25 protein-coding genes are annotated in these 23,273 nt (G+C 55.4%); 9 read left to right on the plus strand and 16 right to left on the minus strand.

The window, feature by feature from the left end; all coding sequences use genetic code 11:
- Nucleotides 1–4: 4 nt before the first annotated feature.
- Genes ACIQW9_RS08345 through ACIQW9_RS08355 form a run of 3 tightly spaced genes read right to left on the minus strand, consistent with a single transcriptional unit; the run spans nucleotide 5 to nucleotide 2,200 of the window.
- Nucleotides 5–802 carry a ChbG/HpnK family deacetylase gene (locus ACIQW9_RS08345; protein WP_402335302.1) on the minus strand — a complete coding sequence of 266 codons (798 nt, stop codon included), beginning with the start codon at nucleotides 800–802 and terminating at the stop codon, nucleotides 5–7.
- Nucleotides 799–1,209, minus strand: a complete 411-nt coding sequence (locus ACIQW9_RS08350; RefSeq protein WP_402335304.1) for a GtrA family protein — start codon at nucleotides 1,207–1,209, stop codon at nucleotides 799–801. Before ACIQW9_RS08350 ends, ACIQW9_RS08345 begins: the two co-directional genes overlap by 4 nt.
- A complete protein-coding gene (locus ACIQW9_RS08355; RefSeq protein ID WP_402335306.1) occupies nucleotides 1,196–2,200 on the minus strand; it encodes a glycosyltransferase family 2 protein in 1,005 nt (334 codons plus the stop codon). Before ACIQW9_RS08355 ends, ACIQW9_RS08350 begins: the two co-directional genes overlap by 14 nt.
- A gap of 191 nt (nucleotides 2,201–2,391) precedes the next feature.
- On the opposite strand from ACIQW9_RS08355, the gene ACIQW9_RS08360 reads away from it, so the two are divergent.
- Nucleotides 2,392–3,984 (plus strand): glycosyltransferase family 39 protein, encoded by a 1,593-nt coding sequence (locus ACIQW9_RS08360; RefSeq protein WP_402335309.1) that lies wholly within the window; start codon nucleotides 2,392–2,394, stop codon nucleotides 3,982–3,984.
- A gap of 78 nt (nucleotides 3,985–4,062) precedes the next feature.
- Here the strand turns inward: ACIQW9_RS08360 and pdxH are convergent, their stop codons facing one another.
- Together pdxH and ACIQW9_RS08370 are read right to left on the minus strand one after the other, a co-directional pair.
- On the minus strand, nucleotides 4,063–4,698 hold the full coding sequence (pdxH, locus tag ACIQW9_RS08365) for a pyridoxamine 5'-phosphate oxidase (protein ID WP_402335312.1): 636 nt from the start codon (nucleotides 4,696–4,698) through the stop codon (nucleotides 4,063–4,065).
- A gap of 13 nt (nucleotides 4,699–4,711) precedes the next feature.
- The gene (locus ACIQW9_RS08370) at nucleotides 4,712–5,245 is read right to left on the minus strand and encodes a hemerythrin domain-containing protein (protein WP_402335315.1); all 534 of its coding nucleotides are present in this window, start codon (nucleotides 5,243–5,245) and stop codon (nucleotides 4,712–4,714) included.
- Nucleotides 5,246–5,452: 207 nt separating this feature from the next.
- Between ACIQW9_RS08370 and tcdA the strand changes: the two genes are divergently transcribed.
- The gene (gene tcdA, locus ACIQW9_RS08375) at nucleotides 5,453–6,322 is read left to right on the plus strand and encodes a tRNA cyclic N6-threonylcarbamoyladenosine(37) synthase TcdA (RefSeq protein ID WP_402335317.1); all 870 of its coding nucleotides are present in this window, start codon (nucleotides 5,453–5,455) and stop codon (nucleotides 6,320–6,322) included.
- A gap of 171 nt (nucleotides 6,323–6,493) precedes the next feature.
- On the opposite strand, the gene ACIQW9_RS08380 is transcribed toward tcdA, so the two are convergent.
- From ACIQW9_RS08380 to ACIQW9_RS08390, 3 genes are all read right to left on the minus strand, one after another.
- Entirely contained in the window at nucleotides 6,494–7,546 is a 1,053-nt protein-coding gene (locus tag ACIQW9_RS08380; RefSeq protein ID WP_402335320.1) for a GMP reductase, read from the minus strand.
- A gap of 35 nt (nucleotides 7,547–7,581) precedes the next feature.
- A complete protein-coding gene (gene msrA, locus ACIQW9_RS08385; protein WP_402335325.1) occupies nucleotides 7,582–8,121 on the minus strand; it encodes a peptide-methionine (S)-S-oxide reductase MsrA in 540 nt (179 codons plus the stop codon).
- A 97-nt stretch (nucleotides 8,122–8,218) separates the two neighbouring features.
- Nucleotides 8,219–8,845, minus strand: coding sequence for an AMP-binding protein (locus tag ACIQW9_RS08390; RefSeq protein ID WP_402335328.1), 627 nt, complete (start codon nucleotides 8,843–8,845; stop codon nucleotides 8,219–8,221).
- Nucleotides 8,846–8,958: 113 nt separating this feature from the next.
- Here ACIQW9_RS08390 and ACIQW9_RS08395 point away from each other — a divergent pair, with 113 nt between their 5' ends.
- Nucleotides 8,959–9,465, plus strand: a complete 507-nt coding sequence (locus tag ACIQW9_RS08395; RefSeq protein WP_402335330.1) for a flavin reductase family protein — start codon at nucleotides 8,959–8,961, stop codon at nucleotides 9,463–9,465.
- A 27-nt stretch (nucleotides 9,466–9,492) separates the two neighbouring features.
- On the opposite strand, the gene ACIQW9_RS08400 is transcribed toward ACIQW9_RS08395, so the two are convergent.
- From ACIQW9_RS08400 to ACIQW9_RS08425, 6 genes are all read right to left on the minus strand, one after another.
- Nucleotides 9,493–10,512, minus strand: a complete 1,020-nt coding sequence (locus tag ACIQW9_RS08400) for an L-threonylcarbamoyladenylate synthase (protein WP_402335333.1) — start codon at nucleotides 10,510–10,512, stop codon at nucleotides 9,493–9,495.
- A gap of 18 nt (nucleotides 10,513–10,530) precedes the next feature.
- On the minus strand, nucleotides 10,531–11,724 hold the full coding sequence (locus ACIQW9_RS08405) for a 5-(carboxyamino)imidazole ribonucleotide synthase (protein ID WP_402335336.1): 1,194 nt from the start codon (nucleotides 11,722–11,724) through the stop codon (nucleotides 10,531–10,533).
- Nucleotides 11,721–12,212, minus strand: coding sequence for a 5-(carboxyamino)imidazole ribonucleotide mutase (gene purE, locus ACIQW9_RS08410; protein WP_402335339.1), 492 nt, complete (start codon nucleotides 12,210–12,212; stop codon nucleotides 11,721–11,723). Before purE ends, ACIQW9_RS08405 begins: the two co-directional genes overlap by 4 nt.
- 1 nt (nucleotide 12,213) lies before the next feature.
- On the minus strand, nucleotides 12,214–13,110 hold the full coding sequence (locus tag ACIQW9_RS08415) for a phosphoribosylaminoimidazolesuccinocarboxamide synthase (protein WP_402335342.1): 897 nt from the start codon (nucleotides 13,108–13,110) through the stop codon (nucleotides 12,214–12,216).
- Between the two features lie 96 nt (nucleotides 13,111–13,206).
- Nucleotides 13,207–14,271, minus strand: a complete 1,065-nt coding sequence (fba, locus tag ACIQW9_RS08420) for a class II fructose-bisphosphate aldolase (protein ID WP_402335343.1) — start codon at nucleotides 14,269–14,271, stop codon at nucleotides 13,207–13,209.
- Between the two features lie 155 nt (nucleotides 14,272–14,426).
- Nucleotides 14,427–15,620 (minus strand): phosphoglycerate kinase, encoded by a 1,194-nt coding sequence (locus ACIQW9_RS08425; RefSeq protein ID WP_402335346.1) that lies wholly within the window; start codon nucleotides 15,618–15,620, stop codon nucleotides 14,427–14,429.
- A gap of 314 nt (nucleotides 15,621–15,934) precedes the next feature.
- On the opposite strand from ACIQW9_RS08425, the gene ACIQW9_RS08430 reads away from it, so the two are divergent.
- The 5 genes from ACIQW9_RS08430 (at nucleotide 15,935) to ACIQW9_RS08450 (ending at nucleotide 19,277) form a co-directional block, all read left to right on the plus strand.
- Entirely contained in the window at nucleotides 15,935–16,855 is a 921-nt protein-coding gene (locus tag ACIQW9_RS08430; protein ID WP_402335348.1) for a branched-chain amino acid transaminase, read from the plus strand.
- Nucleotides 16,856–16,965: 110 nt separating this feature from the next.
- A complete protein-coding gene (locus ACIQW9_RS08435; protein ID WP_353154121.1) occupies nucleotides 16,966–17,163 on the plus strand; it encodes a zinc-finger domain-containing protein in 198 nt (65 codons plus the stop codon).
- Between the two features lie 9 nt (nucleotides 17,164–17,172).
- Nucleotides 17,173–17,604 carry a YybH family protein gene (locus ACIQW9_RS08440; protein ID WP_402335351.1) on the plus strand — a complete coding sequence of 144 codons (432 nt, stop codon included), beginning with the start codon at nucleotides 17,173–17,175 and terminating at the stop codon, nucleotides 17,602–17,604.
- Nucleotides 17,605–17,713: 109 nt separating this feature from the next.
- Nucleotides 17,714–18,664 carry a YheT family hydrolase gene (locus ACIQW9_RS08445; RefSeq protein ID WP_402335354.1) on the plus strand — a complete coding sequence of 317 codons (951 nt, stop codon included), beginning with the start codon at nucleotides 17,714–17,716 and terminating at the stop codon, nucleotides 18,662–18,664.
- 13 nt (nucleotides 18,665–18,677) lie between these two features.
- Nucleotides 18,678–19,277: a DUF2946 family protein gene (locus ACIQW9_RS08450; protein WP_402335357.1), complete on the plus strand. Its 600-nt coding sequence runs from the start codon at nucleotides 18,678–18,680 to the stop codon at nucleotides 19,275–19,277.
- A 36-nt stretch (nucleotides 19,278–19,313) separates the two neighbouring features.
- On the opposite strand, the gene ACIQW9_RS08455 is transcribed toward ACIQW9_RS08450, so the two are convergent.
- Nucleotides 19,314–20,885 (minus strand): M48 family metalloprotease, encoded by a 1,572-nt coding sequence (locus ACIQW9_RS08455; RefSeq protein WP_402335359.1) that lies wholly within the window; start codon nucleotides 20,883–20,885, stop codon nucleotides 19,314–19,316.
- A 44-nt stretch (nucleotides 20,886–20,929) separates the two neighbouring features.
- Here ACIQW9_RS08455 and moaC point away from each other — a divergent pair, with 44 nt between their 5' ends.
- Nucleotides 20,930–21,439, plus strand: coding sequence for a cyclic pyranopterin monophosphate synthase MoaC (moaC, locus tag ACIQW9_RS08460; RefSeq protein WP_402335362.1), 510 nt, complete (start codon nucleotides 20,930–20,932; stop codon nucleotides 21,437–21,439).
- Between the two features lie 117 nt (nucleotides 21,440–21,556).
- Here the strand turns inward: moaC and ACIQW9_RS08465 are convergent, their stop codons facing one another.
- Nucleotides 21,557–23,266: a Wzy polymerase domain-containing protein gene (locus ACIQW9_RS08465; RefSeq protein WP_402335364.1), complete on the minus strand. Its 1,710-nt coding sequence runs from the start codon at nucleotides 23,264–23,266 to the stop codon at nucleotides 21,557–21,559.
- Between the last annotated feature and the right edge of the window lie 7 nt (nucleotides 23,267–23,273).

The following is a 23,273-nucleotide window of genomic DNA, read 5'->3' on the forward strand; positions in this document are numbered from 1 at the left end:
AAAGTCAGAACACAGCCGATAAACGCTCCAGCCTCAGGCTAGCAGCATCAAGCATCGTGGCGTATTCTTCCGAGCGGAAGAAGTTGTATTCAACCACGCGCTGCAATGCAATCTCATCATCCGGATAAGGTGTCGTCGCAGGATGACACATCATCAGCATGCCCGGCTGTGCCGCATCCAGCCACGCCTTGAAGCACGAGCCGTAATCTTCCTGATCAAAGCCATACACACCGGCAAAACCGCGATTGCTCTCAATGCCTGCGACCTGCAAGTCAGTCGCCAGCGACTGACCGCCAAGATATTTCAGTATCTGCGGTTTGCCGCGCCATGCTGGATTCGCCGGCACCGTATTACGCACCCATATGGGGTGGCCTGGATAACGTTGCTGGATCTGCTTCAGTACAATCCGGCGTACACCCGGTAATTGATGCACATGCTGATGCCCATCGATAAAATCCGGAGGCTGACCGAAGCCCGCTTCAAATGCACCGAGCTGCCGTTGCAACTCCCGCTCCACATGACGCAAATCCATAATGTGCAAAAAACTGTGCAAAATCACCGCATGCAAACTGGGGGCCGCACTGCCAAAACCTTCCGTCAGATTGAAGTGCAAACCGATATCAGCCTGCTCGCGAAAAGCGCGCAAGGCTGGTGCGGCCGCCGGCCAGCGTGGCGAGGTACTGAAACAACTGACTGCGCTGAGACGGCCCAACGCAAGCAATTCCAGAATCCCGGCATCAATGCCGGGATTCTGCGCGTAATCGTCGGAGCACAATGCAATCGGTGTCATGATATTTGTCATGGTTGTGCTGCGTGACGAAATGCCCACAAGCGGCTCAGGACATAGGTCATGACGGCCACGGTGAAAACCACGAACGCCAGCGCCAGATAATACGGCCAGCCGGCGTAGCGCAGCAGCAAATAGAACAACAATTCATTCATGCAAAATCCCAGCAATGCCACCATCAGGAAACGCAGAAAGGATGGATGCGCACCCTGTGCATGCGTGGCAACAGCGTCGGCAAAGGTCCAGTGTCTGTGGCCGAAATAACTGACCCAGAACGCCACCACAAAACCGCCTACGTTTGCCCGCAAAGGCGCGATATCCACCAGCTCGACCAGCGCAATCACGACCCAGTAATGCACCGCCGCCGCGACCAGTCCGACGATACCGAAGCGCAGCACACGCAACAGTTCAATCAGGCGCATGTGCACTCTTGTCTGTCGTCGTCAGCGGGCCGTTATCGATATCATGCGCAACCACATACAAGGGGCGTTTTTTAACCTCGTCGTAAACGCGGCCCATGTATTCGCCCAGCACGCCGATGGAAATCAGCTGGATGCCGGAGAAGAACATCAAACCGGCAGCCAAGGTCGACCAGCCCGGCACATCATTGCCGAACAGGATGGCTTCGCCTGCAATCCAGAATGCGTACAGAATCGCAATGATGGAAATCACCACACCGATGCCGCTCCATATGCGCAAAGGTAGCGTGGTGAACGCCGTCACGCCGGCCAATGCCAGTCGGCTCAGGCTGCGATAACTGAAACTGGAAACGCCGGTCGCGCGCTCATTCGGCACAAACGGCAGGGCAATGCTGCTGAAACCTACCCACGCATACAAGCCCTTCATGAAACGATTGCGTTCCGGCAGCTGGCGTAATGCATGCACCACCTGCCTGTCCATCAAACGGAAATCGCCGGCATTGCGCGGAATCGTGATCGGCGCGCCGGATTCCATCAAATGGTAAAACATGCCGGTACCCCAGCGCTTCAGTCTCGATTCATTGCTGCGATCGCTGATCACGCCGTACACCATATCGATGCCGCCCTGCCACAGCCGCATCATTTCCGGCAGCAGCTCCAGCGGGTGTTGATAGTCGCCGTCCAGCAGGATCACCGCATCGCCCTGCGCCGCATCGATACCGGCCGACAGCGCCGCTTCCTTGCCGAAGTTGCGTGAGAAACTGATGTAGCGCAGCCCTGCTTCCTTCAGCAAAGGCGCCATCACTTCGTCCGTATTGTCCTTGCTACCATCATTGACCACGATGATTTCATAGCGCGCAGCAAAGCTCGCGAGGGTTATTCTCAAATCCCGCAAAAATGCCGCCAGATGCGCAGCCTCGTTGTACGCCGGAATCACGCAGGAAATCAGGGCATGATCCGGACGATGTTGCGGCAGTGCGCTCAATGTCACCATGAAAACAACCTTTCTGGACGAAGTGGCAGAACCGGGTAAAACTCTGCGAGAATCAAGGATATGGGCATGGTTACATGGGTAAAAAATTCGCGGGGCATTCAGGTCAACGATTATAATTCACCATCACCCTATACGATTGCCAAACCGGAATTGTTTCGCTGTCCGACGTACATAACCACTCTTTATCGATAATGCCAAATCAGCCACTCCAGTCAGCTTCTTCGTCCGGCAAATTCACGCGACTGTTTTCCCCCAGCGCCGACAATATCGTGCCGCTGGTCATCCTGCTGTTATTGCTGCATCTGTTGTTGTGGAGCGTCTTCACCGGTCTCAGCCATCGCGCGCCTGACTGGGACAATATGGAAGAGCTGGTCTGGGCCAGCGGGCTGGAATGGGGATATTACAAGCATCCGCCGCTGCCTTCGTGGATATTGTACGGGCTGGTATCGATTTTCGGCCGCCCGGTCTGGCTGACCTTTTTCACCGGCCAACTCAGCGTCGTGCTGTCCTTGTGGCTGGTCTGGAAACTGGGTTGCGAAATGACCACGCAACGCCGTGCGCTGATCGCGACGCTGCTGGTGTCGCTGGTCGCCTACTTCACCGTACGCGGCGTGATGAATAATCACAACACGATGCAACTATGGTCGGTCGCCGGTGCGATCTGGATGTTTTATCGTGCCACACGCTATGACAGCATGCGCGCCTGGGCCATGCTCGGCTTCTTTTGCGCGTGCGCCTTCCTGACCAAATACAGCGCGCTGATCCAGTTCACTGCCTTCTTCCTGTACCTGCTGCTTACCGGCCACCTGCTGCGTGCCCGTACCTGGAAAGGCATCGCGCTGGCCACCGCAATCCTGATAGCGATGGTGACGCCGCATCTGCTGTGGCTCAAACAGCAGGCAGCTGGTCCGATCGCCTACGCCGGCAACGAGATGGTGCCGCAGGCAAGCTACTGGCTGGAGTTGCAGGAATTATTCAGTTTCGCGCTGACCAATCTGGGACGCATCGCCGCGATGATACTGGCGCTCGTCATCATCGCCATCTGGGCAGCACGCCAGTACAAGCTGACGCCAAAATCTGCTCGTCCGCCAACAATCGCCAGCGAACTGGCCGCCTCCGATCGCTTCTTCCTGCTGCTGGTTGGCCTGGCGCCACTGGCGCTGACAATGATTGTGGCCGGCGCGATGAAAATTCCACTGGCAGCGCACTGGGCAACGACCTTCTTCATACTGTTCGGCTTCTTCTCGTTCTGGTTTTTGCGTAGCGGCGATGATGCAGCGCTATTGCGTAAGACCGTGATCGTGGTGGTGGTGATGCAGGTGCTGGGCGCCGCCGGCTACGGCCTGGCACGCGGACCGCTGGCCGACAAATCCGGTCGCCCAAGCCGCGCCACCTTCCCCGGCGCAGAAGTGTCGCGTCAGGTACATGCCGCGTGGCAGGCAAACATGCAAACGCCCTTGCAGCTAGTGGCATCCGATACCTGGCTGGGCGGCAATATCGCCACCCATATCGGCCCTCAGGTACAGGTGTTGATCGACGGCGATTTCGGCAAATCGCCATGGGTGAATGAAGAGCGTGCAGACAAATGCGGGATGCTGGTTGCAATCAACCGCAGCAAGGTCAATCCGGATCAGATCGATAATGAAGTGATCGCCTTGATGGCGCAGAGCACGCAGCACGGTACGCTGGAAATTCCGTGGACCAAAAAACCCGGCGGCCCTACGGTAGTCGTCGAGTGGGGCATCATTCCGCCACTGCCGGAATGCAATACGCTCGCGAAGTAAACGCCACATTCAATACTCAAGTTAAACGCAGCGCCAGGTTTGGGTGTTTTCCATCAGTTTCGATGGAAAACACCGTTATCAGGGTTGCAGCCTTTGCCGCTTCCACTGCCCGTCTTTTTGCAAGATATAGGCAATGCGATCGTGCAGACGCGAACGGCGCCCCTGCCAGAATTCAACATACTCCGGTTTCAGGCGATAGCCGCCCCAATGCTGCGGTCGCGGCGTGCTGTCGCCATGCTGCGCCTCTACTTTTGCATATTGCGCTTCCAGCGCCGCACGATCTGCAATCGGCGCGCTTTGCGCGGATGCGATGGCGCTCAAGCGGCTCCCAACCGGGCGGCTTTGAAAATACTGTTCGCTTTCTTCAGCCGACACCCGCTCCACGCGTCCTTCGATACGTACTTCCCGCTCCAGTGGAATCCAGTGAAAAAGCAGCGCGGCATAGGGATTTTTTTCCAGTTCCCGGCCTTTGCGGCTGTCGTAATTGGTGAACCACGTAAAGCCGCGCTGATCAAAATCCTTGATCAGTACGATGCGCGAAGACGGACGACCGTTTTCGCCCACGGTGGAAACACCCATCGCATTCGGTTCAGGCACTTCCGCATGCAACGCTTCATCGAACCATTTTGCAAACTGGGTGACGGGATCTGCGGCGGTATCCGTTTCGGACAAATCGGCTTGCGCGTAATCGGTACGTATATCTGCAATCGACATGAAATTTTTTCCTTTATGCATGAATGCCACGGCGCACGCGCATGGCATTACCGAGTTGAAGCATCTGATCCTGATTGAAAAGACGTTGCGCCATAGGAGTAATGAAGGACTCTTCCTTTTCCATATGCGCGGTATACATTTCGACAAAGCCTTGCACATGTTCAGCCGACAATTCGGCCGCTTCACCCGCTGCAATTTTTCTCAATTGAGGTGCCAGCGCAAACCATGCCGCCTCCATCTGCCTGTGCTCATCCAGGATCTGCGTGGCTACCTGATTCAACACTGCAAGATCGTCATCTGCCGCCGTCGCACGCAACATCGGCAATAAATCCTGCTCTTCATCAGCATGATGATGCGGCGCTGCGTTATCGAAATAGCGCAATGCGGCGCTGGCGGCCTGCTGCGCCTGCGCCGTCAATCCGGCGGCAGGCAAATGCACCAGCAGCTTTTGCATAGTGCTCAACTGCTTGCGTATGCGGCCATGGCAGTGCTTGAGCACATCGACCGGCTGATCGAAATCCGGTGCAGTATCGAACAGCATATTCATTTGATTTACCCTATTGTTTTAGCTTGTGGCCTGAAGCAAGCCTACGGGATGCGGTGCCTGCTTCATTTGATCCATCTCAACCATTCCCGAGAATACCGTAAATAATTCGTCGCTGTACATCCTGCCGCAGCAGCAAATAGAAGATGTTTTTTCTGCAAAATAATTTATAGAAAACAGCTTGAGGCCGGCGTCCGTTAAAATGACGGCATGAATTCTCAGCCTGCCCCCCTCACTCCCGTCGTTCCAGAAATCGATTTCGAGCGCCGTTTCGGCGGCATTGCACGCCTCTATGGTCCCGCCGCATTGACGCGTTTTCGCGCCGCGCATGTTTGCGTGGTCGGTGTAGGCGGCGTCGGCTCCTGGGTAGTCGAAGCGCTGGTGCGCAGCGCCATCGGGAAGATCACGATGATCGACCTGGACAATCTGGCGGAATCCAACGTCAACCGGCAAATCCATGCCTTGACCGACACGCTGGGCAAAGCCAAGGTAACCGCACTGGCAGAACGCATAGAACAAATCAATCCGTATTGCGTAGTGACGGAAATCGAGGATTTTCTGAGTGCCGATAATCTGGATGAAATGATAGGCGCGTACCACTACGATTACATCATCGATGCGATCGACAATGTACGTGCCAAAACGGCACTGATTGCGTATTGCCGCAAACATGGCTTGAAGCTCGTCACCATAGGCAGCGCAGGCGGACAAATCGATCCGACAAAAATCGCCGTGCTCGATCTGTGCCGCACCGAACAGGAACCGTTGCTGGCCAAAGTGCGTAAGCGTTTGCGCGCCGAACACGGCTTCCCGCGCGGAACAAAAAACAAGTTCGGCATCGATGCCGTATTTTCGACCGAACCGCTGCGCTTCCCGGAAAGCGAAGAAGCATGTGACATCGATAGCGACACACCAGCCGGCATCACCGGCCTCAATTGCGCCGGCTTCGGTTCCGCGATGGTCGTCACCGCATCCTTCGGGCTGGTCGCTGCGGCGCATGTATTGCGCAAGCTGGCAGAGGAAACCGAACGTGCTGCGCCGGAAAATACAGCCACCGTACTTCCCCAACCGTCCGTGTGAGGGCACACCTCTCATTTCGGACTTGAGCGGCACCTTGTCTAAAAGCCGCCATCCGGAAGGCAAGCAGCCACTGCGCGAAAACAGGATGGAAGCAGTCCAGGTTTTTTGAACCTTGCATTTACAATAAAAAAGCGGCCAGGGCCGCTTTTTTATTGTGCGCGCCTGCATGCATCAGGACTTGCCGAACACTTCATTCAACTGCTGCGTCACACGAATGAAGGTCGTACGCTTCGTCAATTCCTTCAACTTGTGCGCGCCCACATAAGTACACGCAGAGCGCACACCGCCGAGAATTTCCTGCAAGGTATTGACGACCGGACCACGATAGTCGACCAGCACTTCCTTGCCTTCGGCTGCGCGGTATTCGGCCACGCCACCCGCATATTTTTCCATCGCAGCACGACTGCTCATGCCATAGAAGCACTTGTATTTTTTTCCTTCGCGCTCCACCACCTCGCCGGCGCATTCGTCATGGCCAGCCAGCATACCGCCCAGCATGATGAAATCGGCGCCGCCGCCGAAGGCCTTGGCCAGATCGCCGGGCACTGCGCAGCCGCCATCGGCGCAAATCTGCCCACCCAGCCCATGCGCAGCATCGGCACATTCAATCACGGCGGACAATTGCGGATAACCGACGCCGGTCATCTTGCGCGTTGTGCAGACAGATCCCGGGCCTATGCCGACCTTGACGATATCGGCACCGGCCAGAATCAGTTCTTCGGTAATGTCGCCAGTCACGACATTGCCGGCCATGATGGTCAGATGCGGAAACTCCTTGCGCACCTTCTTGACGAAATTGATGAAACCTTCGGTATAGCCATTCGCCACATCGATGCAGACATATTCAATGGCATTGTCGAGACGCGCCATCACCGCGGTGAATTTATCGTAGTCGGATGGGCTGATGCCCATCGAATAGAACGCCGTCGAGGCAGCATGCGCAGAATGTTGCAGCGACTGAAAAAAGGCGACCAGATCGTCGATGGAATAGTGCTTGTGCAAAGCCGCCGACAACTGATGTGGCGCCAGGGCATGCGCCATCTCGATAGTGCCGGTGCTATCCATATTCGATGCAATGATGGGAATGCCGCGATATGTTTGGCGCGAATGATGAAAAATGAATTCACGCCGGATATCGACTTCCAGCCGCGACGTTAATGTCGAGCGCTTGGGACGTATCAGTACATCCTTGAAATCCAGCTTGACCGATTCTTCGATATGCATAAGGCCCCCATGAGAGGCATGCCTACTTCAAAATATCAGGACATATCCGCTCTGATTTTGTCGCGAAAGGTTTGCCGGAATTTAGCAACCTTGGGCGCCACAATAAACGCGCAATAACCCTGCAATGGATTTTGCCGGAAATAGTTTTGATGATAATCCTCGGCCTTGTAATACGTTTCAGCCGGGCTCAGTTCCGTCACGATAGGCGCATCCCACACATTCGCCATTTCCGACATGACATGCCTGGCCATGTCCTGCTGCTCAGGCGTATGGTAATAAATCACCGAGCGATATTGCGTACCGACGTCGTTACCCTGACGGTTCAAGGTAGTCGGATCGTGGATGGTAAAAAATACTTCGAGGATTTCGCGGAAACTGACGACGGCAGGATCGAAAGTCAAACGCACCACTTCCGCATGGCCGGTAGTGCCTTCGCAAATTTGTTCGTAACTGGGATTAACAACCTGACCGCCGGTGTAACCGGATTCGATTGCAGTGATGCCTTTCATCTGCTGAAAGACGGCTTCCGTGCACCAAAAACATCCGCCGCCCAGAGTTGCGATTTCTGTTGCCATACCATTGCTCCATTAGTAAATGCCGTGTCTGTATGCCATGACTTTAGCGCAAACCGGCAAGCGTGCATAGAAAACTAGAGCCTGTTAACAACAAGCATCAGCGAAAAAGGATGGTGCCGCCGGCGACCAGCACGGGCAAAACCTGTGGAGCAAAAATATCCGCGTCGAACAAGGCTTCTGCAATCCTGAATGTGCGCGTGGCATCGGCCGATGCAGCACCTGTCAGCTGGTGCAGGCTTTGCTCTTCCACTTGTGGCACATGGTCTTTTCCGATCACAAGTGAAAGCAGGCTGGGCTGCTGCACATCTTCTGCCACTGGCGGCGTATGGTGACAGCGCGTCGCGATCAGCGACGACAAGTTCGCCACAACAGATGCCGCAGGCGGCACGTCGAATATCGTTTCATCGTCATGCAGCAATAGCACGGCTGGAATTTTCTGCAGGATGGCGCTGCTATCCTGATGTAGCGGCGCATGTTCCAGCGGCAGCAGTTTTGCGCCGCAACGCGCGACCGCAATATAGAGCATCAATGCATCCTGATGCCCCTGTCCCCAATACACGACCGTATCGCCGGGCTTGACGTGCCATTCATCCTTCAGGCGCGCCGTTGCGCGCTCGATGCGTGACCAGAATTTTCTATATGTGACGATACGGCGGCTGGAGCGCGAAGCAATGGCTTCCGGTTGTGCGGCGACATGCTGGCGCAAGATATTAAAAAGATTCATATGCAGGGATTCTCCTCAAACCTGATTCTACGTAATAAGCGCATCGACAATGCGGCGTTTCGCCATCAATGCCTGTTTTTTGGGCATAATGATCGAAATTCCTTGGATCACCGATGTCTATTTCTTCTTCAAACAAAACACCTGTATTTGACGCACGCCATTTTCGCGATGCATTGTCGCAATTCGCCACCGGCGTCACCATCATCACGACACGGCTGGAAGACGATAGTTTTCTCGGCTTGACGGCCAGTTCCTTTAATTCCGTCTCACTCAATCCGCCACTGGTATTGTGGAGTCTGGCACAAACCGCCAACAGTCTGCCTGTCTTTACCGGCAATTCCCACTATGTGATCAATATTCTGGCTGCCGATCAGGCCGAGTTGGCCAATCGCTTTGCACGCCCCAGCAAGAATCGTTTTGCAGGTGTGGATTTCACGCTGTCGCCAACCGGCCTGCCGATTCTATCGGGTGTTGCAGCATGGTTTGAGTGCCATAACCGCAGCCGCTATCCGGAAGGCGACCACGTTATTTTTGTCGGCGAAGTGGAATCCTGCGATGTATCGCCGCAAGAACCGCTGGTGTTCCACGGCGGGCGTTTCATGGCGAGTAAATTGCTGTAAATCTGTTTCAGCCGGGCCGGCTGCGCATCAATCCTGCAGCAATTTCAACAGTATCCCCGACGAGTCGTGCGCCGCGCGACGCAATCTGTCATTAACACCGTTCCATGCATCATCATCCGGCGGTGCTTCCACCATGATGACGTCGGCATGTGCATCGTCCATTGCACGCAAGGCAGCGTACAAATCATGCGCATACAGAGCGGGTTGGGCAGGCAGTAATATGCTTGCCGCCAGCGCCACGGTATCCGAAAAAGAGTAACGCATCAGCGCGACACGTTTGCCATGTGCATGCAATTTCTGCAGCGCTGCATGCATCTGTTCACGCTCAAGCAATACCACCGGCGTATGCGGTGCGTAATGCGATTCCAGCGTACCGGAAGCGCGGGGTGCAGCAGCATCCGGCAGCAAGGGCGCAACACCCAGCACAGCAGCGATCTGGGCCGCGCTGATGTGGCCGGGACGCAGCAATACTGCACGGCCGCGCGACATGTCGACTATCGTCGATTCGATACCGACATCACTTTGCCCGCCATCGAGCACACATGTCAGTAAGCCATTCGTATCGTCGCCAAATTCATCGCGCACATGCTGTGCAGTCGTCGGGCTGACATGACCGAATTTATTCGCTGAAGGCGCCGCTATACCGCCCTTGCCCTGTTTGAAATTGCGCAGCAAGGCTTGTGCAACCGGATGCGATGGGCAACGTAAACCGATCGAATCCTGACCGCCGGCAACCGTATCGGGAATATGTGTCGCCCGCTTGAGTATGAGCGTCAGCGGACCGGGCCAGAAGGCGGCGATCAATTGATGTGCCTCCGGCGAAACATCCTTCGCCCAATAGGCAATATCGGCTTCCGGCGCCAGATGCACGATCACAGGATGATTCGAGGGACGGCCTTTGGCTTGATAGATTTTGGCAACTGCCAGCGGATTTTCCGCATCCGCACCAAGTCCGTACACAGTCTCGGTGGGAAAGGCGACCAGCTCGCCGCGCTCCAGACGGCGCGCAGCATCTGCAATCGCTGACAGATCCAATGATTCAGACATCGCCGGTTTTTTCAATGCTCAAGCCGCGATGCCGAGAATGGCGCAGGCCTGACGCAAATTGGCTTGCGCTTCTGCCACCGTCGCTGCGACGAAAGTAATATGGCCCATCTTTCGTGCACGACGCGCAGTATCTTTCCCGTACAAATGCAGATTGGCGCCTGGCAAAGCCAGCACCTGATCCCACGCCGGTTCGCGTGCCTCATCCGAATCGCCTGCAAACCAGATGTCGCCCAGGATATTCAGCATCGCTGCCGCTGAATGCTGGCGCACGTCGCCCAATGGCAGGCGCGCCATTGCACGCGCCTGTTGCGCAAACTGGCTGGTGACGCAGGCATCTATCGTGTAGTGACCGCTGTTATGCGGCCGCGGCGCCATTTCATTGACGACCAGCGAACCGTCCGTGAGCACAAAAAACTCTATGCACAATACGCCGACATAGCCCATCTTCTCAATCACGGCCAGCGTCGCTGCCTGTGCCTTTTCGGCAGATTCCTTGCCGATGTTCGGGCCCGGTACCGTGGTGGTAAACAGGATGCCGTCTCGATGCACGTTCTCCGCAATCGGATACACCACCGCCTTGCCATCGGCACCGCGGGCCGCCAATACGGAAATCTCGTAGGCCAGCGGCAGCATTTTTTCCAGCACGCAGGCGACGCCATCCATGCCGCCATACGCTGCATGCAATTCGGCACGCGTCTTGACGCGCACCTGGCCCTTTCCGTCGTAACCCATGCGTACGGTTTTCAAAATACCCGGCAATAAATCGTCAGGCACTGCATCGATATCGGCAGCGGAATTGATTTCCTTGTGCGAGGCCGGGAAGACGCCGGAAGTAATCGCGCATTCGATGAAGAAACGCTTTTCCTCCATACGATCCTGCGCGATGGAAACGCACGAAGCAGATGGCGCAACGAAGGTGCTCTCGGCCAGGAATGCGAGACTCTTCGCCGACACGTTTTCAAATTCGGTCGTCACTGCCGCGCATTGCGATGCCAGCTTGGTCAACGCTTCGACATCGGTATAGTCGGCGCTATGCAATTGATCGGCAGCATGGCCGGCCGGGCAGTCAAATGCCGGTTCCAGCACCGCCACCTTGAAACCCATTTGCTGCGCAGCGTGCGCGAACATGCGGCCCAGCTGGCCGCCGCCCATCACGCCCAGCCAGGTTCCGGTTGCGGAAGGATTCAAAGGGGAAAGTTCATTCTTGCTCATACGGGTAATTTCATTTCTACAGCGATTTGCGTTTGCTTGACGCGGAATTGTTCGAGACTGGCAGCCAGTTTGTCGTCGGTGGTGGCGAGAATCGCAATCGCTGCCAGCGCCGCATTTGCAGCGCCCGCTTCGCCGATGGCGAAAGTGGCAACCGGAATGCCTTTCGGCATTTGCACGATGGACAACAGCGAATCTTCGCCGCGCAGATATTTGGAAGGCACAGGCACTCCCAGAATCGGCACGATGGTTTTGGCAGCCAGCATGCCTGGCAGATGCGCCGCACCGCCGGCTCCGGCGATGATGGCGCGCACACCGCGCGCACGGGCGGACTCGGCGTAGGCAAACATCTGATCCGGCATCCGATGCGCAGAAATCACCTGCGCTTCATGTGCAACGCCGAATTCTTTCAGGATCGCGACTGCATGCTGCATCACATCCCAGTCGGATGAAGATCCCATCACTACGCCTATCAAAGGTGCATTCGCCATATCAGCCTTTCAGGTTTTCGCCAGTCAAACGGGTCAGTGCCTCGCGATACTTGGCACCGGTTTTTTCGATGACATCGGCCGGCAGGGTTGGTGCAGGCGCAGTCTTTTTCCACTCAGTCAGAGTTTCCAGATAGTCGCGCACGAACTGCTTGTCGAACGATGGTGGCGAGATGCCGGTTGCATACGAATCGGCAGGCCAGAAACGCGATGAATCGGCAGTCAATACTTCATCCATCAAATGCAGGGTGCCGTCCTTGTCCAGGCCGAACTCGAACTTGGTGTCGGCGATGATGATGCCGCGCGTCGCCGCATAATCGGCAGCGGTTTTGTACAGCTTGATACTGACGTCGCGAATCTTGCCGGCCAGTTCCTTGCCTATGCGTTGCTCCATTTCGGCGAAGGTGATGTTTTCATCGTGCTCGCCCATTTCGGCCTTGGCAGCGGGAGTGAAAATCGGCTCGGCGAGTTTCTCCGCCTGCTTCAAACCTGCCGGCAATTGCACGCCGCAGACAGCGCCGGTTTTTTGATAATCGCTCCAGCCGGAACCGATCAGGTAACCACGCACCACTGCTTCCACCAGTATCGGTTGCAAACGCTTGGCAACGACGGCGCGATTCTTTACCTGCGCCACTTCATCTGGCGCCACCACCGATTCAGGCGCGATGCCGGTCAGGTGATTCGGCACGATGTCCTTCAACTTTTCAAACCAGAAATCGGACATCTGGTTCAGCACGCGGCCTTTGTCAGGAATCGCTTCGTTCATCACGACGTCGAAGGCCGACAGGCGATCGCTGGTGACGATCAAAATCTTGTCGTCGCCTACGGCATAATTTTCGCGAACCTTGCCGCGGCCGAGCAAGGGCAATGAAGTAATGGTGGACTGATACAGACTGGTCATAGCGTTTCCATAAATCTGAAACGGCGATTACTGGAATCGCCGAAGTGTAGTTACACTGCTAAAGGTTGCACTGCTAAATATATTTACCCAATGCGCTTACTGAACGATTTGCGCCAATGCGCCGCTCTTGTATTTTTCGGCCATTTTTTCCAAAGGCAGCGGTTTGATTTTTGCCGCCTGACCTTCGCAGCCGAAAGCGAGGAAACGTGCCTTGCACACTTGTTTCGCAGCTTCCTTGGCAGGCTTCAGATAATCGCGCGGATCGAACTTGGATGGATTTTCCATCAGATAACGACGGATTGCGCCGGTCATCGCCAGACGGATATCGGTATCGATATTGATCTTGCGCACGCCATTCTTGATGCCGATCTGGATTTCTTCCACCGGCACGCCGTAGGTTTCCTTCATGTCGCCGCCGAATTCGCGGATTTCCGCCAACAATTCCTGCGGCACCGATGACGAACCATGCATCACCAGATGGGTGTTGGGAATGCGCAAGTGGATTTCGCGGATGCGTTCAATCGCCAGAATATCGCCGGTCGGCTTGCGCGAAAACTTATATGCGCCGTGCGAAGTGCCGATGGCGATGGCCAGCGCATCGCATTGCGTCTGCTTGACGAAATCTGCCGCCTGCTCAACGTCAGTCAGCAACTGTTCGCGTGTCATCTTGCCGTCGGCGCCGTGACCGTCTTCCTTGTCGCCCATCATGGTTTCCAGCGAACCGAGCACGCCCAGTTCCGCCTCTACCGTGACGCCGATGGCGTGCGAAAACTCGACCACCTTGCGCGATACTTCAACGTTGTACTCATAGCTGGCGACGGATTTTCCATCCGCATTGAGCGAGCCGTCCATCATCACCGAGGTAAAGCCGGAACGAATCGCCGCCATGCAGACTGCCGGCGTCTGGCCGTGATCCTGATGCATGACAACCGGAATATGCGGATAGGCTTCCACCGCTGCTGCGATCAAATGACGCAGGAAGGGCTCGCCCGCATATTTGCGTGCACCGGCCGAAGCCTGCATGATCACCGGCGCGCCGACTTCATCCGCCGCTTCCATGATGGCTGTCACCTGTTCCAGATTGTTGACGTTGAACGCTGGCAGGCCGTAGCCATTTTCAGCCGCGTGGTCGAGCAATTGACGCATGGATACGAGAGGCATGGTAATTCTCCAAAAACAGTAAATGTGGGTTGGTCGAGCTGACGATTCCTGCAAACGCCGCGCGCTTGCTCAGCAGCGGCTTCTGCATTCATCGCATACACGACAAATGGGTGTTCAATAATCCGTACTACGTTTTCAAGCGATAAGACTATGTCTTAACTGGTGGCGCGCTGTTCCAGAATCTCGACAGCCGGCAAGGTTTTCCCCTCTAGGAACTCGAGGAAAGCGCCGCCACCGGTCGAGATGTAGCCTATCTTGTCTGCGATATCGTACTTGGCAATCGCTGCCAGCGTATCGCCACCGCCCGCCACTGAAAAGCCCCTTGATTCTGCAATCGCATGCGCCAGTGTTTTGGTGCCGTTGGCAAACTGGTCAAATTCGAATACGCCGACCGGGCCATTCCAGACGATGGTGCCGGCTTGCGCAATCTGCTTCGCCAGAATGTCGGCCGTCTTCGGGCCGATATCCAGAATCATGTCGTCATCGGTGACATCCGCCACATCCTTGATGGTCGCGACAGCGGTCGGCGAAAACTCCTTCCCGCACACCACGTCGACAGGAATCGGCACCGATGCGCCACGTTTTGCCATCATCTCCATGATTGCTTTCGCGTCGCCCACCAGATCCGCTTCCGCCAGCGATTTGCCGATTTTCAAACCGGCAGCCAGCATGAAAGTATTGGCAATGCCGCCACCGACAATCAGATTATCCACCTTGTCAGCCAGCGTTTTCAGAATGGTCAGCTTGGTCGATACCTTCGAGCCGGCGACAATTGCCACCAGCGGACTGGCAGGCTGGTGCAAGGCCTTGCCCAAGGCATCCAGCTCGGCGGCCAGCAAAGGGCCAGCGCAGGCGACCGGCGCATATTTCGCAATGCCGTGCGTCGTCGCTTCGGCACGATGCGCCGTGCCGAATGCATCGTTCACATAGACATCGCACAGTGCGGCAATTTTTTTGGCCAGCACATCGTCGTTCTTTTTCTCGCCTTTGTTGACGCGGCAATTTTCCAGCAGGACGACCTGGCCCGGCACAACATCCACGCCATCCACCCAGTTTTGTTTCAATTCAACCGGCTGGCCGAGCAATTCGCTCAGGCGCTGCGCAATCGGCGCCAGCGTATCAGCCGGCTTGAACTCGCCTTCAACCGGACGCCCCAGATGGGAAGTCACCATCACGGCAGCACCCGCCTGCAGCGCCTGCTGAATCGCCGGCACTGAAGCGCGTATGCGCGTGTCTTCGGTGATATTGCCTTTGCTGTCTTGCGGCACATTGAGATCGGCACGGATAAATACGCGCTTGCCCTTCAGTTCATTACACGCGATCAAATCGCTCAATCTTTTGAATTGCATGAGTAATCGTTATCAGGTTGGACGAAAGACCGCTATTTTACCGCACCGGATGGCGCAAAACCCTTGGCTGCATGCCAATGTTCGGTGCGAAAAAAGCGGGAAGAGAGGAAATTGCCGGTTTGACCATCAAATTTGATCATGGCAAAGTCATGGCTTAGAAGGCCATATGTCGAATAGATTCAATTTTGATACGAAAAAAATGGCGGCTGACCGGATAAAGTCACATTATCCGGCGCTGCGGACTGCGGAGGATTTTTCCGCTCTGGCTGAATCCGTTAAAATCGAAGTCTCGTAAAATTACTGGAGATATCAACATGTCGATGGCTGATCGCGATGGGAAAATATGGAAAGATGGTCGATTAATCGACTGGCGCGATGCAACTGTGCACGTGCTGACCCATTCGCTGCACTACGGCATGGCGGTATTTGAAGGCGTGCGCGCCTATAAAACTGCACAAGGCACGGCGATCTTCCGCCTGCGCGAACATACCGAACGGCTGTTCAATTCGGCAAAAATATTCCAGATGAACATCCCCTTCGATCAGGAAACCGTGATGCAGGCACAACTGCAAGTGGTACGCGAAAACAGGCTGGAAAGCTGCTATCTGCGTCCTCTGGTCTGGATCGGCGACGAAAAACTCGGCATCTCCGCCAAAGGCAATACCATTCATGTCGCCATCGCCGCCTGGCCGTGGGGCGCCTATCTGGGCGAAGACGGCATCAATAAAGGCATACGCGTCAAAACCTCATCCTTCAGCCGCCATCACGTCAACGTTTCGCTGGTGCGCGCCAAGGCATCTGGTTATTACATCAACTCCATCCTGGCCAATCAGGAAGCGCTGACCGACGGTTACGACGAAGCGCTGCTGCTGGATACCGACGGCTACGTGTCGGAAGGTTCGGGTGAAAACGTTTTCATCGTCAAGAAGGGCAAGATTTACACACCCGACCTGGCATCCTGCCTCGACGGCATCACGCGCGACTCGGTGTTGACGATGGCGCGCGACCTCGGCATTGAAGTCGTGGAAAAACGCATTACCCGCGACGAAGTGTATTGCGCCGACGAAGCATTCTTTACCGGCACCGCAGCCGAAATCACGCCCATACGCGAACTCGACAATCGCGCCATCGGCGACGGCAAGCGCGGCCCGATTACCGAAAAACTGCAAACCCTGTTTTTCGATGTCGTCGCCGGGCGCGCGCCACAATACAGCCATTGGCTGACGATCGTCTGATCGCCGACAGCGGGGAGCTATTATTTTTTATACGAGCACCCCGCTTCCCCTTACTATCTGCAACAATCTCACCTGTTTAACCAGTTCAACACAGCAATTCGGAGAATGAAATGACACAAGCAACGCCCAACGCGTCCGCAATCGAACTCGACGGCAAGGATTTGCCGGCCTACTGCCCCAACCCGGCAATGCCAGCCTGGAGCTCGCATCCACGCGTATTCCTTGAGTTTTCCCACGGCGAAGCAAAATGCCCGTATTGCGGTACCGTCTATCGCCTGAAACCCGGCGCGGTCGTACACGGTCACTGATAGACCATCATGCCAAAAATACGCAAGCAGTTCGGCACGGCAGACGACATCGAAAATGCCTTGTACGACGCAATCGGTCGCGCCGATCTGGAAGCGTTGATGGAATTATGGGCAGACGATGAAGAAATCGTCTGCATTCATCCCGATGGCACGCGCCTGATCGGTTATGCCGCGATCCGTACCTCATGGGAAGAAATTTTCACCCGTGGCGGCGTGCACATACGCCCGCTGCAATTGCATGCCTCGCAAAACATGATGAGCGCGGTACACAATCTGATCGAAGCCGTATTTACGATAGAGGGTGCGCAACGCGACGTGCATATCCTGGCAACCAATGTCTATACGAAAACTCCACTCGGCTGGCGTCTCGTCCTGCATCATGCATCGACGGCGCCCGGCAAGGCAAAATCGGAGCTGGCGACCAATAATGTGCTGCATTGATGGTTGATCCGGGCATCCTCTTGTCCAACTTTCGTTTGCCATGCACCGCTGCATGACACCCGCGTCCTGACATCCCTGCCTCCATCCACATCACGCCACGATTGCCTCGATGATCTACCCTGCTCCACGCTGGCTGCCCGGCGGCCATCTGCAAACCATCTACCCTGCAAAATGCATCGCAAAACCAGCGGTCGCCTACCGGCGCGAACGATGGGATACAGCGGATGGCGATTTCATTGATCTGGATTTTGTCGACGGCAAGACGGGGCAGCCATTCATCGTGATGTTTCATGGTCTGGAAGGTTCATCCGACAGTCATTACGCACGTGCATTGATGGCGCACATTGCAAGCCTGGGATGGTCGGGAGCGGTGGTGCATTTTCGTGGCTGCTCGGGCGAACCGAACCACGCCCCGCGCTTTTATCATTCCGGCGACGCCAGGGAAATCGACTGGATATTGCGGCGCCTCGCACCGCATGCCCGCACGCATGGCGCCGGCAAATTTTATGCGGCTGGCGTGTCGCTGGGCGGCAACGCGCTATTGCGCTGGCTGGGCGAATCGCAACATCAGGCGGAGATTGTCGATGCCGCCTGCGCGATCTCCGCTCCGCTTGATCTGGCCGGCGGCGGCGCAGCCTTGTCGCGCGGCTTCAACATGCTGTACACCCGTATTTTCCTGCAAACCTTGAAACCGAAATGCCTGGATAAACTCAAACAGTTTCCCGGCTTGTTTGATCGCGATGCAATGATGAATGCCCGCGATCTGTACGCATTCGACAATGTCGTCACCGCCCCTTTGCATGGCTATCTGAACACCGATGATTACTGGCATCGTGCCAGTGCCAAATACGTACTCGATGACATCACCGTGCCAACACTGGTATTGAACGCGCGCAACGATCCTTTTTTACCGGCACAGTATTTACCTGCGAGCGCCGCAACGGCCATCACGCTGGAACAGCCTGCGCACGGCGGCCATGTGGGCTTTACCGTCGGCGCACCCTTCGGTCAATTGAACTGGCTGCCGCAACGCATGACCAGCTTTCTGCAAGCCGCCTGATTGAGGATGCGAGATGGATGACATCGTTACGCAAGCGCTGACAAAATGGCCGAACGTGCCGCACTGCTACGGCTGGCTGGCACTCGATGCGCGCGGCAACTGGCGCATGCGTAATGAACATGCGCAAACGCACAAGCTGCCCGGCGACAGAATCACGCATCCGGCCCTGATCGGCTTCATCAATCGCAACTACACTCATGATGCGCAAGACCGCTGGTATTTCCAGAATGGACCGCAACGTGTGTACGTCGAACTGGAAGTCACGCCCTACGTTGTGCATACCGAACCGGCAGCCGGCTTCGTACTGCAAACCGGTGAACACATGCCCAATATCACGGCAGGCTGGCTCAGCGAACAGGGAAGATTATTTCTGCAAGGCGATGGAAAATTTGCCTTGCTGGATGATCGCGACATGGCACAATGTCTGAACGATTTGAGTTTGAATGAGCAGCCTGTCACTGACGAACAATTGATGCTGTGGCTGGAACAGCGCGGAAGCAGCGGTGAATTGTCGCTGCGATCCGGCAGCCAAAGGGTAGTACTCGATTACATCCTGGAAGCCGCTATCGATAAACAATTCAACTTCACGCGCACGCCCCAGGCCTCCATCTGATTTGAGGTGAGATGCAAATGCGTTTTCGCTTTACGCTCAGCCTTCTTTTTCCTGCCGAATTTCTTCCAGTCGCTGCGCCTTCATCTCACGCTCACGCGCATCGATAATCGACAAATCATAAAACGACGCGTCCGGCGCGCGGCGTGCAATCGACAGTTGATCGATCGCCGCCGGCAAGCTCCCGTTCAAGGCATACGATTCGGCCAATGCCAGATGCTGCTGCGCCTGCTTGCTCAATGCGGCATAGGTTTTGGCCAGCCTATCGTACAGTTGCGGCTCATGCCGATATAGCTGCGTCTGATCGCGCAGGAATGTCACCGCATCGTCATAGCGTGCTGCTGCAAAAAGCGCATCCGCATATTGATGCGCAATCCCGCGCGACAGAGGAAACTGATGGCGTGCGCGTTCCGCTTCTTCCACTGCTTCCTTGGGCTGATGCGCGGCCAGCTTGATATCGATCGCCAGACTGCTCAGCACGACATTCCTGGCTGCCGGTGAACCAGCCTTCAATGTTGCCTGCGCATCGTTGAGCATGCTCTGCGCTTTCTTCGCATCGCCCTGCCTGAGCGCAACGTAGGCCAATCCATATTTCCCTGCAATCATTGTCGTGCGTGTTTTCTGCTGCAACTGCCGCTCGAATGCGGCTCTTGCATCCAGCATGCCCTGCTGCGATGGATCTTGCAGAACCTTGACTCTGGCTTGGATCAAGGGGAAATCCAGACTGTCCGCATGCTGCCGGTAACGCTGATCGCGCGTGCGCGCCTCAATATCAGCGATGCGCTCGGTCGTCATCGGATGCGAACGCAGATAAGGCGGCGCCGAATCGGTATAGTTGCGACTTGCCTGCTGCAGGCGTCCGAAAAAATTGATCATGCCGGATGTTTCAAAACCGGCTTCGCGCATGATGTCCAGCCCGACGCGATCCGCCTCGCGTTCTGCATCGCGGCTGAAGTTGAGCCGTCGCTGTATCGCCAGCCCCTGCCCGCCCATCATCATCGCTATGCCGGCATCCGGGCTCGCCGTTGCCGTCAATGCACCAAGCACCATCGCAGCCAATGGAATCAGCATATCCTGCTTTTGCTTGCCCAGCATACGGGCGATATGGCGTTGTGCAACGTGGCCGATTTCATGCGCCATCACGGAGGCAAGCTCGGATTCATTCTGCGCCGCCAGCACCAGCGCCGAATGCACGCCGATAAAACCGCCCGGCAAGGCAAACGCATTCAGCATCGGATCGCGCACCGCGAAGAAGAAAAAATCGTACTGCGTTTCACCGCGCGCTTCCGGCCGTACTGCAAGCAGGCTGTTGCCCAGCCCGTTCAGATATTCCTGCAAGGGTTCGTCATTCAGATAATCCCGATTACGCCGAATATCGCGCATGATCTGCTCGCCCAGCTTGCGCTCCATTAACGGCGACAATTCTTCGCGTTCAGTATCGCCGAGGCTGGGCAAGGACTGCGCGAACGCAGCCGAAGGCGCGATTGCAGGCGGCAAGGCGCACACAGCCAGCAAGGCCGCCAGCATCGCAGATCGCACAGGGAATCGCGGTAGAGAAATATCAGCAGGAAGAAAGGATTTCAGTTTCACGATGCTATGATACCCGCTCATCGCAAACGTTCCACTCTTCCAGCCACAGACATATTTTCATCATCATGACTGCACACGACAAAACTTCTACTACCAACGACGGCCTGACTCATTTCGATGCCACCGGCCAGGCACACATGGTCGATGTCGGCAGCAAGAATGAAACCCACCGCATCGCCGTCGCCAGCGGGACTATCCGCATGAAACCGGAAACACTCGCCATCATTGAATCCGGCACGGCGAAAAAAGGTGACGTATTAGGCATCGCCCGCATTGCCGCGATCATGGCTGCAAAACGCACCAGCGACCTGATTCCGCTATGCCATCCTCTTGCACTGACGCGCGTCACGGTTGATTTTTCCATCGATACGACGCACTCCAGTATCCACTGCACCGCGCAGGTAGAAACATTTGGAAAAACCGGAGTGGAGATGGAAGCATTGACCGCCGTGCAAATCGGCTTGTTGACGATTTACGATATGTGCAAGGCGGTGGATAGGGGAATGATGATGATGGATATTAAAGTGCTGGAGAAGCATGGTGGGAAGTCGGGAGATTGGACCGCCGCCACATAGCCTCTACAAAATGCTGTGGAATCGTGCCCACGTACTGAATGCAATAGAAAACACCCCATTAATGGGGTGTTTTCTATTCACCAATACATTGTACGAAGCCACTTGCAAATTATCGGCTTATTTCCCAGCCTCAATCGGCCAGGGAACAGCCGCCATTGCCGGGTTTTTCAGCGATTGCCTGGCCCAATCCTTCTTCACCAAAAGACATTGACCTTCAGGCGCCAGTTTGCATAGTCTTTTCAACCACAATGCAGCTTCATCAGGACGCTGATTCAGGGCCATTGCCGTTGCAATCTTGTTGAAGAAAATCATATTGGGATACAAGCCGGTCACATTACGCATCCAGTCCAGCTCTTCATTTGTCAGGCCTGCCTTGGGCTCAAACCGAGCATAACGCATATAGTCTTGCCATTGCGTCAGAAGCAATACATCCGGCGGCCCATGCGGTCTCGACATACTGAAGTTATCCCACTCCATGCGCAGTATGCGATAGCTGGTTTCAACCCGTAAATAATCCCGAATAATCAATCCTAAAAGGATCGTGGCAGCCAGCCAGATAGCGAAGAAAATCCATCGGCTTGTATAAACCACCGGCTGCGCACCCAAGCGTACATTCAGCACACCCATCATCATTCCCACAGGAAGCAGGAAATAGGCAAAGTACAGCGGTAGTTCAAGCATGGCGTGATTGGCGACGATGAGCAGAAAAAGAAATAGCACTGCATTTTCCGCCGTCCGGACAGCGCGAAATCTCTTCCAGAACCACCAGAGTAGTGCCCCCGAGATCAATAGTCCCAAGGGAATGCCGCACCACAAAAACAAATCAAAAAACAGATTGTGCGAGTATGAAAAAAAACTGCCTGTTGGTGGATGCTCAGCCGCCACCATCATCTGCGCCAATCCGCTCTGATTCCATCCAAAGCCAAACCATGGCTGCTGCGATAAAGCATCTGCAAAAACGACCCATGCCAACTGACGAGTTCCACCACTCATGCGAGCTACATCCGCAATATCTACCGCACCTCCGCCCTGCATATGAGAGCTATATTGCAACCACCCCAAAAGCACAACGCAGGCTACAAAATAAAAACCTAAACCGCTAACTATCCATGGCAGCCTGGAGTTTCGCCAGAGGCTACGCCAAAACCAGCTAATACATACCAACAAAAAGACGCCTATCCAGGCAGTACGCGATGCAGTCAATGCAATGCCAAACAATAGATAAGCCGACATCAACATCACCGGCCAAACACTAATACGTTTATGCAGCCAGCCCCATGCTACGGCCAGCAATCCCCATAATAAAAAAGTGCCCAATTGATTCGGCTGTCCGAAATTGGCATGAGGCCGCACAGGAGCCCCGCCCATAGACAATAAGCCCAATCCGTCCAGTCCTAGCCACGTGTGCAATTGCAAACCGACAGACAGCAAGGCAGCCACACCGATTGCCAAAAAGAGCGAATCAAGGAACTGACCGGGATTGCTCGCTTCCCAGCGTGCGCCGGTCAGAAGAGCCAATAAAAAACCCAGTAAATAGGCAGTGGAAATCCAGGCATTGCCTATCATAGGCACAATGCCAAATGCATACTGAATCCATACTATGCATGGCAACAACGCGACCAATACCGTTATTCGGTGCCACATCACAGGGACACGCACGCGCAAGATAACGGCAACTGATGCGATGGAACAAATCAATGCAATCCACGTATCCGTATGAAATGAAAGCCATGGACGGTAATGATTCGGCAACAACCAGCCAACAGCTAGCGCGCAAGCCCAGAGGCTTCGCCAAAAAGGCATCACTACAGGTCTAACATGGCTCACGGCATCT

This window comes from Herminiimonas sp. NPDC097707 (assembly GCF_044761395.1).
GTDB lineage: Bacteria > Pseudomonadota > Gammaproteobacteria > Burkholderiales > Burkholderiaceae_D > Oxalicibacterium.